The 13,501-nt window shown below is 73.0% G+C and carries 14 protein-coding genes; 4 read left to right on the top strand and 10 right to left on the bottom strand.

Features of this window, described 5'->3' with window-relative positions:
* Positions 1–18: 18 nt before the first annotated feature.
* The 4 genes from ACZ7EC_RS26600 to ACZ7EC_RS26615 all read right to left on the bottom strand — a co-directional run bounded on the left by ACZ7EC_RS26600 (position 19) and on the right by ACZ7EC_RS26615 (position 3,898).
* Positions 19–897, bottom strand: a complete 879-nt coding sequence (locus tag ACZ7EC_RS26600) for an ATP-binding cassette domain-containing protein (protein ID WP_471066605.1) — start codon at positions 895–897, stop codon at positions 19–21.
* Positions 864–1,913: an ABC transporter permease gene (locus ACZ7EC_RS26605; RefSeq protein WP_471066397.1), complete on the bottom strand. Its 1,050-nt coding sequence runs from the start codon at positions 1,911–1,913 to the stop codon at positions 864–866. The genes ACZ7EC_RS26600 and ACZ7EC_RS26605 overlap by 34 nt, the downstream gene beginning before the upstream one ends.
* Positions 1,910–2,914, bottom strand: a complete 1,005-nt coding sequence (locus tag ACZ7EC_RS26610) for a sugar ABC transporter substrate-binding protein (RefSeq protein ID WP_471066399.1) — start codon at positions 2,912–2,914, stop codon at positions 1,910–1,912. The genes ACZ7EC_RS26605 and ACZ7EC_RS26610 overlap by 4 nt, the downstream gene beginning before the upstream one ends.
* A gap of 234 nt (positions 2,915–3,148) precedes the next feature.
* Positions 3,149–3,898, bottom strand: coding sequence for a GntR family transcriptional regulator (locus tag ACZ7EC_RS26615; RefSeq protein ID WP_471066607.1), 750 nt, complete (start codon positions 3,896–3,898; stop codon positions 3,149–3,151).
* 118 nt (positions 3,899–4,016) lie between these two features.
* Between ACZ7EC_RS26615 and ACZ7EC_RS26620 the strand changes: the two genes are divergently transcribed.
* Entirely contained in the window at positions 4,017–5,039 is a 1,023-nt protein-coding gene (locus ACZ7EC_RS26620; protein WP_471066401.1) for a Gfo/Idh/MocA family protein, read from the top strand.
* A 114-nt stretch (positions 5,040–5,153) separates the two neighbouring features.
* Here the strand turns inward: ACZ7EC_RS26620 and ACZ7EC_RS26625 are convergent, their stop codons facing one another.
* The 5 genes from ACZ7EC_RS26625 to allB form a co-directional block, all read right to left on the bottom strand.
* Positions 5,154–5,558, bottom strand: a complete 405-nt coding sequence (locus ACZ7EC_RS26625; protein ID WP_471066403.1) for a ribonuclease — start codon at positions 5,556–5,558, stop codon at positions 5,154–5,156.
* 199 nt (positions 5,559–5,757) lie between these two features.
* Positions 5,758–6,570, bottom strand: a complete 813-nt coding sequence (locus ACZ7EC_RS26630; RefSeq protein ID WP_397983277.1) for an AIM24 family protein — start codon at positions 6,568–6,570, stop codon at positions 5,758–5,760.
* A 78-nt stretch (positions 6,571–6,648) separates the two neighbouring features.
* Entirely contained in the window at positions 6,649–7,977 is a 1,329-nt protein-coding gene (locus ACZ7EC_RS26635) for a globin domain-containing protein (RefSeq protein ID WP_471066405.1), read from the bottom strand.
* A gap of 402 nt (positions 7,978–8,379) precedes the next feature.
* Positions 8,380–9,495, bottom strand: a complete 1,116-nt coding sequence (gene alc, locus ACZ7EC_RS26640; RefSeq protein WP_471066406.1) for an allantoicase — start codon at positions 9,493–9,495, stop codon at positions 8,380–8,382.
* Between the two features lie 65 nt (positions 9,496–9,560).
* Positions 9,561–10,898: an allantoinase AllB gene (gene allB, locus ACZ7EC_RS26645; RefSeq protein ID WP_471066408.1), complete on the bottom strand. Its 1,338-nt coding sequence runs from the start codon at positions 10,896–10,898 to the stop codon at positions 9,561–9,563.
* 285 nt (positions 10,899–11,183) lie between these two features.
* Here allB and ACZ7EC_RS26650 point away from each other — a divergent pair, with 285 nt between their 5' ends.
* Positions 11,184–11,978 (top strand): IclR family transcriptional regulator, encoded by a 795-nt coding sequence (locus ACZ7EC_RS26650; RefSeq protein ID WP_471066410.1) that lies wholly within the window; start codon positions 11,184–11,186, stop codon positions 11,976–11,978.
* A 203-nt stretch (positions 11,979–12,181) separates the two neighbouring features.
* Positions 12,182–12,370, top strand: coding sequence for a hypothetical protein (locus ACZ7EC_RS26655; protein WP_471066411.1), 189 nt, complete (start codon positions 12,182–12,184; stop codon positions 12,368–12,370).
* Here ACZ7EC_RS26655 and ACZ7EC_RS26660 read toward each other — a convergent pair.
* On the bottom strand, positions 12,337–12,675 hold the full coding sequence (locus ACZ7EC_RS26660; RefSeq protein ID WP_471066413.1) for a DUF5955 family protein: 339 nt from the start codon (positions 12,673–12,675) through the stop codon (positions 12,337–12,339). The two genes, ACZ7EC_RS26655 and ACZ7EC_RS26660, sit on opposite strands and share 34 nt — an antisense overlap.
* A gap of 161 nt (positions 12,676–12,836) precedes the next feature.
* Here ACZ7EC_RS26660 and ACZ7EC_RS26665 point away from each other — a divergent pair, with 161 nt between their 5' ends.
* Positions 12,837–13,445, top strand: a complete 609-nt coding sequence (locus tag ACZ7EC_RS26665; RefSeq protein ID WP_471066415.1) for a nucleotidyltransferase family protein — start codon at positions 12,837–12,839, stop codon at positions 13,443–13,445.
* The last annotated feature ends 56 nt before the right edge of the window (positions 13,446–13,501 follow it).

Here is a 13,501-nt window from a genome sequence, read left to right on the forward strand (position 1 = left end):
CCGCGCCCCCGCGGACCCTCAGTCGCGCTGGAGTTCGTGGCGCAGGACGTCCAGGTCGGAGCCGCCGGCCATCTGCGCGGTCAGCTCGTCCAGGGTGATCTCGTCCCGTGTGTGATTGCCCACCATCGCGCCGCGGCGCAGCAGCACGAACCTGTCCCCCACCAGGTAGGCGTGGTGCGGGTTGTGGGTGATCAGGACGACGCCCAGGCCCTCGTCGCGGGCCGCGGCGACGTACTTGAGGACCACGCCCGACTGCTTGACGCCCAGGGCGGCGGTCGGCTCGTCCAGGACGAGGACCTTGGCGCCGAAGTGGACGGCGCGGGCGATGGCCACGCACTGGCGTTCGCCGCCGGAGAGGGTGCCGATGGGCTGGTCGACGTCGCGCAGGTCGATGCCCATGCGCAGCAGCGCCTCGCGGGTGGTGCGGCGCATCAGGGCGGTGTCCATGCGCTTGAAGGGGCCGGTGCCCGTGCGCGGCTCGGAGCCGAGGAAGAAGTTGCGCCAGACCGGCATCAGGGGCACGACGGCCAGGTCCTGGTAGACGGTGGCGATGCCCCGGTCCAGGGCCTCGCGCGGGGAGGCGAGGCGGGTCTCCTCGCCCTCGATGCGCAGGGTGCCGGCGTCGTGCTGGTGCAGCCCGGCGATCATCTTGATCAGGGTGGACTTGCCCGCGCCGTTGTCGCCGAGGACGCAGGTGATCTCGCCCGCGTGCACCTGGAGGGAGACGCCGTCCAGGGCGCGGACGTTGCCGTAGTGCTTGCCGACGCCGGACAGTTCGACCAGGGGCGTCGCCGCGGGTGCCGTCCCGTCCGCCGAAGCAGCCGGCGTCTCGTCCGTCTGTGCCGTCGTCGGCATCTCGTCCGTCATGTCGTCGCCTCCGCGCGCTTGCGGACCCAGGCGTTGAGCAGGGTCGCGAGGAGCAGCATCGCTCCGAGGAAGAACTTGAACCAGTCGGGGTTCCACTCGGCGAAGACGATGCCCTTGCTGGTCATGCCGAAGATCAGGGCGCCCACCGCCGAGCCGACCGCGCTGCCGTAGCCGCCGGTGATCAGGCAGCCGCCGATGACGGCCGCGATGATGTAGATCAGCTCGTTGCCGACGCCCTCGCCGGACTGCACGGCGTCGAAGGAGAACAGCAGGTGCTGGCCGGAGATCCAGGCGCCGAACGCGACACCCATGTAGAGGCCGATCTTGGTCCTGGCCACGGGCACGCCGACCGCGCGGGCCGCGTCCTCGTTGCCGCCGACCGCGAAGATCCAGTTGCCGACGCGGGTGCGCAGCAGGATCCAGGAGCCGAGGGCGACCAGGGCGAGCCACCACAGGATGGTGATCTTGAAGTCGACGCCGCCGACGGTGACCGTCGAGGCGAAGACGGCGCGGGCGCTGGAGAAGCCCTGCATGTCGGCGATGGTCTTGGTGGAGACCGTGCCGTCGATCAGCTTGGTGAACCCGAGGTTCATGCCGCACAGCATCAGGAAGGTGCCCAGCGTGATGATGAAGCTGGGGAGCCTGGTGCGGGTGAGCATGAAGCCGTTGAAGGCGCCGATGGCGAGGCTGGCCAGGAGGGACACGCCGACGCCGACCCAGGTGTTCGCCGTCATCTGGTAGCTGAACATCGAGGAGATCAGCGCCGAGGACGTCACGAGGACACCGGCCGACAGGTCGAACTCCCCGCCGATCATCAGCAGGGCGACCGGTACGGCCATGATCCCGATGGTCGAGGAGGCGTACAGGACGGTGCTGAGGCTGGGGGCGCGCAGGAAGCCGTCGGCGACGAAGGCGAAGAAGACGAAGACGGCGAGGGCGCCGACGACCGAGCCCAGTTCGGGGCGGGCGAGGAGCTTCTTCAGCGGGGAGGTCCGCAGCAGCCGCTCGTCGACCGCCGGCGCCGCGGTCCGGTGGTCCGCGGTCATCGGGTGCCCCGCTCGGTGTACGGCGCCAGCGTGGCCGCCTGGTCCTTGGTGATGATCTGCGGGCCGGTCAGCACCGGCTTGCCGCCGCCGAGGACGTCGCCGTTGTACTTGTAGGCCCACAGCAGGTCGACCGCCTCGTAGCCCTGGAGGTACGGCTGCTGGTCCACCGCGAAGCCCAGGGTGCCGTTCTTCAGCGAGGCCGCGACCTGCGCGTTCAGGTCGAAGGTGTCCACCTCGGCCTTGCTGCCCGCGTCGTTCTTGGCCTTGACGGCGGTGTCGGCGTAGGGCGCGCCGAGGGTGATGACGCTGTCCACCGACTTGTCGGCCTGGAGCTTGGCCTCGATGGCGGACTGCACGTCGGGCATGTTCGTGCCGTTGACGTAGAGCTTCTGGAGCGTGCCCTTGAAGGTCTTGGCGACGCCGTCGCAACGCTGCTCGTGGCCCACGTTGCCCTGTTCGTGCAGCACGCACAGGGCCTTCTTCCGGCCGCGCTTGTTCAGCTCGTCGCCGACGGCCTCACCGGCGATGGTCTCGTCCTGGCCGATGTGGGTGAGCGCGCCGAACGCCTTGGACACCTCGGAGCCGGAGTTGACCGTGATCACCGGGATGCCGGCCTTCTCGGCGCGCTGGACGGCGGCCTTCATGGCGTCCGGCTTCGCCAGGGTGACGATGATGCCGTCGACCTTCTTGTCGACCGCCGCGTCCACCAGCTGGGCCTGCTGCTGGGCGTCGTCGTCGTGCGAGTACAGGAAGTTGATGTTGTCCTTGACGGCGGCCTGCTTGGCGCCGCTCTGCACGATGTCCCAGAAGGTGTCGCCGTCTCCCGAGTGCGTGATCATCGCGAAGGTCCAGCGGGGGGTGTTCACCGCCGACCTGCCCTGGGCGACGGCGGCCTTGCGGGCGTCCTCGGCCCGCTTCCCGCCGGTGCTGCTGCACCCCGCCAGGGTCACCGAGAGTGCCCCTGCGAGCGCCATGACTGCCCAGGTCCGAAACCGTGCCACGAGGCGTGCCCTTCTCGCTGTCTCCAGCTGACTCTCAGCTGTCCTTGCTCCGACGTGCCGATGGGGCGGGCGACCTCACCGTCGGTGTGTCCCGGCGGTGACCGCACCAGCCCCAAACACTTCAGTATCGGTCACCGGGGGCGGCGGCCCGACGGCCGGGGAGGAGATCCCGGTCACCTTGTCCGGACAATGCGACGAACGCGCGGCCGCGGCCGGTGCCGTGCGAGCGGCCGGTCAGGGCCGTGCGAGCAGCTGGAACTCGAAGGCGTAGCGGCTCGGCCGGTAGGTGTGGTCGCCGTACTCGACCGCGCGGCCGGTGTCGTCGTAGGCGGTGCGGCACATGGTGAGCATCGGGGCGCCGTCGGCCTCGCCGAGCCGTTCGGCCTCCGCGGCGGTGGCGCCGCGGGCGCCGATCGACTGGCGGGCGCTGTGCAGGGTGATCCCGGCGGCGCGCAGCAGCCGGTACAGACCGGTCGCCTCCAGCTGGGCGGTGTCCAGGTCGAGCAGGCCGGTCGGCAGGTGGTTGACCAGGTAGGCGATCGGTTCGCCGTGCGCGAGCCGGAGCCGCTCCACGCGGTGGACGTCGCCGCCCTCGGCGACCTTGAGCGCGGCGGCGATCTCGGGGGAGGCCGGGACGACGGTGTTGACCAGGACCCGCGTCGCGGGGCGCTGGCCCGCCGCCTCCAGGTCGTCGTAGAGGCTGCTCAGCTCCAGCGGGCGCTTGACGCGGCTGTGCACCACCTGGGTACCGACGCCCCGGCGGCGCACCAGCAGACCCTTGTCGACCAGGGACTGGATCGCCTGGCGGACGGTGGGCCGGGACAGGCCGAGCCGCGCGGCCAGCTCGATCTCGTTGCCCAGCAGGCTGCCGGGCGTGAGGCCGCCGTGCTCGATCGCGGCCTGGAGCTGCTGGGACAGCTGGAAGTACAGCGGCACCGGCGAACCGCGGTCCACGCGGAGTCCGAGCGCGGCGGTCGGGTCCACTTCTGGTTTCGGCACGGGCCCGAGCGTAGCCCTGTGCGCAGTTGACGGGAAGTCGTGAAGTCCGATTGTCCTGACATACGAATTGACAGGGGCCGCCCGCACCGTCACTTTGTTGTCCATGCGCATCGGGGTCATCGGTACGGGCCGCATCGGCACCCTTCACGCGAACACGCTCAGCCGCCACCGCGAGGTCGGCTCGCTGATCCTCACGGACGCCGATCCGCCGCGGGCGCAGCGCCTCGCGCAGCGCCTCGGCGAGACGGCGGCGCCGGGAGTGGACGAGATCTTCCGCTGGGGCGTGGACGCGGTGGTGATCACCACGACGACCGCGGCCCACGCCGAGCTGATCGGCCGGGCGGCGCGCTCGGGCCTGCCGGTCTTCTGCGAGAAGCCGATCGCCCTGGACCTCGCGGGCACGTTCCAGGCGCTCGCCGAGGTGGCGGCGGCGGGCACCGTGCTCCAGATGGGCTTCCAGCGCCGCTTCGACGCGGGGTACGCCGGGGCGCGCGAGGCGGTGCGCGCCGGACGGCTCGGCCGGCTGCACACCGTACGGGCCCTGACCTGCGACCAGTCCCCTCCCCCGGCCGACTGGCCGGCGCTGTCCGGCGGGCTGTTCCGGGACACGCTCGTGCACGACTTCGACATCCTGCGCTGGGTGACGGGCCGCGAGGTGAGCGACGTCTACGCGGTCGGCTCGGACGCGGGCCCCGCGATGTTCCGCGAGGCGGGCGACGCCTGTACCGGCGCGGCTCTGCTCACCCTGGACGACGGCACCCTGGCCACCGCGACCGCGACCCGCACGAACGGCGCGGGCTACGACGTCCGGATGGAGCTGGCCGGGGAACGGGACACGGTGGTGGTCGGCCTGGACGACCGTACGCCGCTCGCCTCCACCGAGCCGACCGGGCCGCCGCCCGCGGACAAGCCCTGGACCGGCTTCCTGGAACGCTTCGCCCCCGCGTACGAGGCCGAGTTGTGCGCCTTCGTGGACGTGCTGCGCGGCGAACGCCCCAACCCCTGCGACGGCCGGGAGGCCCTCCAGGCCCTGCGGATCGCCGAAGCATGCGAGATCTCGCGCCGGGAGCGGCGGGCGGTGGCGATGGCGGAGATCCCGACGGCGCCGGAGTCCGGAGCCGGCTGAGAGCGGCGACCGGGAGCACCGGGGAGGAGCGCCACGGGCTCGCCCCGCGGCCGTCGGTGGGGGTGGGGGCCGCGGGGCGAGGTCGGTGTGGGTCGGTGGTCGGTCGGCGGTGTGTCAGCAGTCGAAGTCGATCAGGTCGAACGTCGCGTAGTGGTCGGAGGTGTAGTAGTCCTCCTGGCTGCGCTCGCCGGTGACGATGCGGCGGGCGCCGCGGGTGGGGGCGCCGGGGGTGACCACGGTGTACTCGTGGTAGTAGCCCGAGGACTGGCTGGGCAGGACGCCCTCGCGGTTGGAGAAAACCGTGCCGTCCTGCGAGTAGGGGTAGGGGCCGCCCTCGGCGATCAGGTCGAGGGTGTCGTCGGCCTGCGGCGGCAGGGCGCTGTGGCAGATGCTGCCGACGGAGGCGGCGGAGACGACGGACGCGTTCGCCGTGGTGGCGGAGACGGTGCCGCCGACGAGGAGTGCGGACAGGACTGCGGCTGCGGCGCCGAACCGGGCGGCGTGTGGGGGGAATCGCATGCCGTCATGATGACGCGCGTAGACAAGGACATGTCAACGGCAATGCCGTGGAATCCCCCCGCGGGACGCCCGGTTTTTCAACGGGTTCACCTTCCTCCGCAAGGCACCCACAAGACGGCCACAGGGCGCTCACCGGCGGCCGGGCGGCCCCGCCCGGCGGGGGCGGGATGCCCGGCGGGGGCGGGATGCCCGGCGGGGCTCACCCGGCGTGCGTGGAGAACAGGCCGCCCGTCGGCCCCTGTTTGTCGCCGCCCTGGGCCTTCTTCAGGGCGTTGGCGAGGCTCTCGATGGTCAGGGACTGCAGGATGACGCGGCCGTTGCCCTCCAGGGTGGCCAGGGAGAGGCCCTCGCCGCCGAAGACGGCGTTCATGATGCCCTGGCGGTTGAGGCCGCCGACGCGCTGGACGCCGTACTGGATGCCCTCCTCGAAGGCGACCACACAGCCGGTGTCCACCTCGATACGGCCGCCGAAGTCCGCCGGGTTGAGGTCGATGAAGTTGCCCGCGCCGGCGATGATCACGGTGCCGTGCCCGGTGAACTTCTCCAGGATGAAGCCCTCGCCGCCGCTCATACCGGTGCGGCCGCCCGCGAAGGCGATGCCGAACTCCACCGAGGACTCGGCGGCCACGAACGCGTCCTTCTCCGCGAACCAGGCGCGGTGGCCGTCGAGTTCCAGCGCGCGCATCTCGCCGGGGAGCACGCCCGCGAAGCCGACCGTGCCCTGGCCGCCCTGCGCGGTGAAGTACTGGAAGGCCAGCGACTCCCCGGCCAGCATCCGCTGCCCGACCTGCATGGCGGTGCCCATGGCCTGGCGCAGCAGGCCGCCCATGCCGCCGCTCCCGCCGCCCTGCTGCCCGCCGCCCCCGGAGGGGCCGGACAGCCGGGTCTCCATGGTCACGTTCGTGGTCTTGAACAGGAACTTCCCGGCCTCGCAGTACACGGTCTGGCCGGGGTCCAGGTTGACGACCGCCATCTGCATGGCGTTGCCGACGATCTCTTGCTGAAGGGTCACGCCCGGAAGAACGAGGAAGGACGGGCGAAGAGTTCCGGCACGGCACGCGCGTGGCGCGGCTCACCCGCGTGGCGCGGCTCACCGCCCGGTGATCGCCGCCGGCACCCCCGTCCGGGACGGCCGCGCGGCCGGGGGCAGGGTGCCGTCGATGGGGTCGTGGTGGATGCGGTCGGGCGGCAGGGCCAGTGCGGTCAGGCCGCAGACCGTGGCGGTGACCATCAGGGGCGGCCCGCTGACATAGGCGGTGTGCCCGGACCAGTCGCCGCGCCGGACCACCGCGTCGGCCACCGAGCCGCTCTCGGCGGCGCCGCCGTCCTCGCCGATCACCGGGACGACGCGCAGCCAGGGGCAGTTCCTCTCCAGGCGGGCGAGGGTGGCGGTGTCGTACAGCGCGTCCAGGGTGCGCGCGCCGAGGAACAGGTGGGTGCCGCGGTGCAGGGGGCTGCGGGACAGCTCGTCGAGCAGGGCGCGGGCGGTGGCCCAGCCGGTGCCGCCGGCCACGATCAGGAGGTCCCGCGCCAGGTCGCCGTCCAGGGTCGTGGCGCCCTGTGCGGGGCCGAGGCGCAGCCGGTCGCCGACGCGGGTCCCGGTGACCAGCGCGTCGCTGACCCCGCCGGGGCCGGTGCGGCGGACATGGAACTCCAGTTCGCCGTCCGGGCGGGGCGCGCAGGCGATCGAGTACGGCCGCCAGGTCAGCGGCAGCAGTGGGGACTGGATCCGGGTGTACTGCCCGGCTTGGTAGGGAAACGGTTCCGCGGTGCGCACCCGGAGCACCGCGAGGCCGGGGCCGCGCAGCTCGTGGGCGGTCACCGTGCCGTTCCAGTACGGCGGTTCGGCCAGCGCGCCGGCTGCGCCCTCCACCATGGCCGCGACCGCGAAGCGCACCATGCGCAGCCACGCCTGCTCCAGCTCCTCGCTCCAGCGCGCGCCGGCGCTGCGCCGCAGGGCCTCGGCGAGCGCCTGCTCGAACACCTCGAAGTGCACGGGCCGCACGCCGAGTTTGCGGTGGTCGCGGCCGAGCCGGGCGCAGAACTCGGCCACCTCCCCCGGCCGGTCGAGGTGTTCGACGAGGTACCAGAAGGCGCGTTCCAGATGGACCCGCTGGAACTCCATGGAGTCGGGAAAGAGCGAGCGCAGATAGGGGTGGCGCTCGAACATGGCGTCGTAGAGGTGTCCGATGAGCTTGCCGAAGGGGGTGACCAGCGGCAGCTGGCGGATGATGATCCGCTGGTCGGCGGCGCCGTCGTACGGCTGCCCGCCGGCCCCTCGGGCGCCGTCCGGCCGCCCCGCCGTGCCCGTGTCCGGGCGGGCGGCCGGGGACAGGAGCCGCCGGCGCAGGCGCATCGCGTCCCGCCGGGCCAGGAGTGCGTGGTATTCGTCGCGGCCGTCGCTGCTGGTGGTGTTCACGGACTGGCTCTCTCCCTCGCGGTTCCCGGCGCGCCGCCCTCCCGTGCCGGCCCCGTACCCGGCGGTGGTCGGCGCGCATCTCCGGCGCCGTCTTCGCGTGGACCGCGCGGTGCGCCGGGTCGGGGGCGCCGCGCATGTCACCGGCGCCGTGGGCGGGTTCGCCGCAAGAGCAGGCGGCGGCGTACGAACCGTGCCCCACGGCACCGGAGGTCCGGCCGGAAGACGCGCCAGTATTGCACCGGGGGCGCGGTGCCGTCCGGCCCTGGGCGATGGGGCCGTTCGGCCCTGTTCACCCCCTGCCACCTGCTGGTTCGCTGTACGTGCGGCACGCACCGCGGACAGCACGAGGGGCGGGCACCCGCGTGGTCGCGGTGCCCGCCCCTCGGTTCTCCCGACGCTGTGTCAGCCGCCCAGTTCCTGGTGGCGCGCGGCCAGTCGCGCCGCCCCGGCCTCGGTCGGGGAGCCGTACAGGCGCAGCCGCGAGATGCCGCCGTCGGGGTAGATGTCGATGCGCGCGTGGGTGCCGACGGCCGGTTCCGGCAGCACGAACCGGTGGTTGGTGTCGGGCTGGAGGCGGGTGCGGGGCAGGATCTCGCGCCAGTCGCCGTCCTCCCCGTCGGACACCGAGACCGACGCCCAGCCGGCGCTGTTGCCCTTCAGGTAGGCGGTGTCGATCTCGACGGCGCCGATGCGGGACTGGGTGACGAGCCGGTAGCGGATCCAGTCGTGGCCCCGGTCGCGGCGGCGCCGGGTCTCCCAGCCGTCGTCCATCTTGCGGGAGCGGCCGGGCTGGATGGTGTTGGTGGCCGGGGAGTAGAAGCGGTCGGAGGCGTCCTCGACGCTGCCGCCGTTCTCCAGCGCGACCACGTCGAAGACGCCCAGCGCCGACAACCACGCGGGGTCCGGGGCGACTTCGCCGTACACGCGCAGGCGGGCGATGCCGCCGTCGGGGTGCTGGTTGACCCGCAGGTGGGTGAAGCGCTGCTCCAGCGAGACGGGGAAGCCGTTGGCGGCGTGGCCGCCGACGGGGGTGCGCGGCACGAGGGTCGTCCACTTGACGTCGTCGCCGAGCAGTTCCTCGGGCGAGGGCGAGCCGGGGACGGAGGCGGCCTCGACGGAGACGGCCTGCGGGTAATTGCCGCGGAAGTGGGCGGTGTCCACGACGATGCCGCGGATCACTCCGGGGGCGCCGAGGCGGATCAGCGCCCAGTCGTGGTCCTCGGCGGTGGGCCAGGGGTCCTCGGTGGAGGCGCCGCGCCTGCGCCGGGTCTCCCAGCCGTCCATGATCTTGCCCTTGTGCCCGAAGTGCTCGGGGTCGAACTCGGCGCGCTCGGGCACCAGCAGGTTCTCGCGCATGGCGAAGAACTCGTCGTTCGCGGCGACGACACCGGCGCCGAGGCGGCGGTCGGCGAGGTTGGCGTACTGGGTGAAGGGGAAGTCGGCGGTGCGGTAGTCCGCGTACGGGTCACCGCCTCCGTAGGGGTTCGCGTCGCCGGTAAAACCTGGTGTCGCCGTCACGGTGATCAGTGGTTCCTCTCGGGAGTCGGGCGGATGGGCCTTGGGGGCCCGCGGACGGGCGGGGCTCAGGGGCGGTCGAGCAGCGTGCCCCGGGGCGGGGTGAACTCGCCGTCGGCGACGATGCGTCGGCCGCGCAGCCAGGTGGACTTGACGACGCCGTGCAGGGTGCGGCCGGCGTACGCGGTGACCCGGTTGCGGTGCTGGAGTCCCGCCGGGTCGACGGTGAAGGTCTCGTCGGGGGCGAGGACCGCGAAGTCGGCGTCGTGGCCGGGGGCGATGGCGCCCTTGCGGGCGTCGAGGCCGACGAGGGCGGCGGTGCGCGCGGACATCCAGCGCACGACGTCCTCCAGGGTGTGGCCGCGCCTGCGGGCCTCGGTCCACACGGCGGACAGGCTGAGCTGGAGGCCGGATATGCCGCCCCAGGCGGTGGCGAAGTCGCCGGTCTTCAGGTCGGCCGTGGAGGGCGAGTGGTCGGTGACGACGCAGTCGATGGTGCCGTCGGCGAGCGCCGCCCACAGCAGGTCCTGGTTGGCGGCCTCGCGGATCGGCGGGCAGCACTTGAACTCGCTGGCGCCGTCGGGGACTTCCTCGGCGGTGAGGGTGAGGTAGTGCGGGCAGGTCTCCACGGTGATCCGGACGCCGTCGGCGCGGGCGGCGCGGATCAGCGGCAGCGCGTCGCTGGAGGACAGGTGCAGCACGTGCACCCGAGCGTCCAGCCGGCGGGCGTGGGCGATCAGCGCGGCGATGGCGGTGTCCTCGGCGTCGCGCGGGCGCGAGGCGAGGAAGTCGGCGTAGCGGGGGCCGCCCTGCTGCGGGGCGGCGGCCAGGTGGTGCGGGTCCTCGGCGTGCACGATCAGGAGGCCGCCGAAGCCGGCGATCTCGGCGAGCGAGCGGGCCAGTTGCTCCTGGTCGAGGTGCGGGAACTCGTCCACGCCGGACGGGGACAGGAACGCCTTGAAGCCGAAGACCCCGGCGTCGTGCAGCGGGCGCAGGTCCTTGACGTTGTCGGGCAGCGCGCCGCCCCAGAAGCCGACGTCGATGTGCGCTTTGTCGCGGGCCACGTCCCGCTTGATGCGCAGGTGCTCGACGGTGGTGGTCGGCGGCAGGGAGTTGAGCGGCATGTCGACGAGGGTGGTGATGCCGCCGGCGGCCGCGGCGCGGGTGGCGGTCCAGAAGCCCTCCCACTCGGTGCGGCCCGGATCGTTGACGTGCACATGGGTGTCGACCAGGCCGGGCAGCAGCACGTCGTCGCCGACGTCCACGAGACGCGCGCCGGCCGGGACCCCGGCGTCGTACGGCAGTACGGCCGTGATCGTCCCGGCGGAGACGGCGACCGCGGCGGCCCGTGCCCCCTCCGGGGTGATGACGCGTGTCGAGCGCAGCACCAGTTCAGCGTCGGACACCCGGACCCCTTTCTGTACCACCGTCGGACGCCCAGGGCATTGACGCCCGAGGAGCGGGATAAACAACCACGAAACGGATTTCAACGTTCTGTTGAAGGAGTCTTCACTCCCGGTTCGGTGCCGTCAAGAGGCGTCCACCCGGCGGCGGACGAGCGAACGAATCCTAGACGTTTCCACAAAGCGGAATTAGAATTCCGACAAGCAGAACGTAGCTCCGCACAAGCGGGGAGTCAACCGTCCGCCGGGTAGGCTGCTGCCCTCCGCCCGCCCCGAAAGGAACGTGCCGTGCCCACGTCGAGCGCCAGCACCCCCGAATCCGCCAAGGTCTCCGGCGGGGGCGGGGTCCAGTCCCTTGAGCGCGCCTTCGACCTGCTGGAACGGATGGCGGACGCGGGTGGCGAGGTCGGCCTCAGCGAGTTGTCCGCGACCAGCGGGCTGCCGCTGCCCACCATCCACCGGCTGATGCGCACGCTGGTCGCCTGCGGCTATGTGCGCCAGCAGCCCAACCGGCGGTACGCGCTCGGCCCCCGGCTGATCCGGCTCGGCGAGTCGGCCTCCCGGCTGCTCGGCACCTGGGCGCGGCCGTATCTGGCGCGGCTCGTGGAGGAGACCGGCGAGACGGCGAACATGGCGCTGCTGGACGGCGACGAGATCGTGTACGTGGCCCAGGTGCCGTCCAAGCACTCGATGCGGATGTTCACCGAGGTCGGCCGCCGGGTGCTGCCGCACTCCACCGGCGTCGGCAAGGCGCTGCTCTCGGCGGTGCCGGACGACGAGGTGCGGGCGCTGCTGGGCCGGACCGGGATGCCCGCGGCGACGGACAAGACCATCACCACGCCGGAGGGCTTCCTCGACGCGCTGGCGGAGGTGCGCAGGCAGGGGTTCGCCGTGGACGACAACGAGCAGGAGATCGGGGTGCGCTGCCTCGCCGTCTGCGTGCCCGACTCCCCGACGGCCGCGGCGATCTCCATCTCGGGGCCGGCGGGCCGGGTGACCGAGGCCGCGACGGAGAAGATCGTGCCGGTGCTCCAGCAGGTCGCGGCCGAGCTGTCGCGGTCACTGGCGAGCTCCGGCGCGTAGGCCCTCGGGTCCGGCCGCTCCGGAGCGGGAGCCGGTGAGGTGGGGGAACCCGGCGCACGGGAGCCGTTCGAGGTCATCGCGCACCCCGGCCCGGCTCCGCGAGGCCGAGCGGCACCACCACGCCGCCCCGGAGCGCGGGGAGAGCGTCGCCGGGCACTCCTGACACCTGGCGCCGGCCTGCCGAGGCGAAGCCGGTGCGGGGCGTGGGCCGGCTCGACCCGGTCCTGATGCGCCTGCTCACCGGGCAGGGCCGGCACCGCGTGCCGGGCGGCGCCGGGACGCTGGACCGGCTCCTGCTGCCCCGCGTGGGGGTGTGCGGGAAGCCGACCGCGCCGTACCGGCGCATCCGCGAACGGGCTCAGGAGCGGGGGCTGTTCGCGTCGGAGGGCTGATCCGGGCGGGGCAGCAGCGCCCTCGGCGCGGCTTCCCCGAACAGGTCCACCGCCGCCCTGACCTGCCGCAGCGCCCCCGACAGGGCGCTCATCGAGCCGATGGCGCCCGCGAGGAGCAGCAGGGAGCCACGCAGCCGGGGTATCTCCGGGAAGCCGTCGCGGGCCATGGCGGCGAGCGCCGCCAGTTCCTCCTCGGCTATCGCGCGGTCCGGGAAGTCCGCGCGCACTGCGGCGAGTTCGCGGCGTAAGCGAGAGACCGCCGTACGCAGCTCCGTCACCCTCGGGTCCTCTTCACCGCCGGTCACCGGCCTGTGCCCCAAGCTCCGCAAAGCAGCCCTCCCCAGGCATGCCACGCCGTCGTGCGCGGGCCAGTAAACGCCACCCGGCCCAAGGAGCGCCACAGGGCGGACCGAAATTCGGCCCGCGGAATCCCGGCAGGCGGGCCGCGGTCGGGTATGCAGGACCCATGACGGACATCCAGGACCCCACCGCGCAGGTCGCCGGTCTCGTACTGGCCGCCGGGGGCGGCAGACGACTCGGCGGACGACCCAAGGCACTGCTCGAACACCGGGGGCGGCCGCTGGTCGAACACGCGGTGGGGGTGCTGCGGGCGGCCGGGGTGACACGGATCCATGTCGTCCTGGGCGCGCGCGCCGACGACGTGCGCGAGCGGGCGGACCTGGCCGGCTGCGTCCTCGTGGACAATCCGGACTGGGAGCGGGGCATGGGCTCCTCGCTGCGCGCCGGACTCGCCGCGCTCGCCCGGACGGACGCACGGGCGGCCCTGGTGTTCCTGGTCGACCAGCCGGGCATCGGCCCCGACGCCGTGGCGCGGGTCCTCGGGGCGTACGACGGCGAGCACGCGCTGGTCTCGGCGGCGTACGACGGCACGCGCGGGCATCCCGTGCTGTTCGGCGAGGCCCACTGGGCGGGGATCGCGGAGGCCGCCACCGGGGACCGGGGCGCCCGCGCCTATCTGAAGGCCCACGAGGACGCCGTCCACCTGGTGGAGTGCGCGGACGTGGCGCGGCCGTACGACATCGACACCGAGGCCGACCTGAGCCACCTTGAGTGAACGGGGTGTCGCCGGCCGGGTCCGGTGGCACCCGGCGTCAGCTTGCCTCGACCCGG

The organism is Streptomyces sp. NPDC037203, from assembly GCF_055605065.1.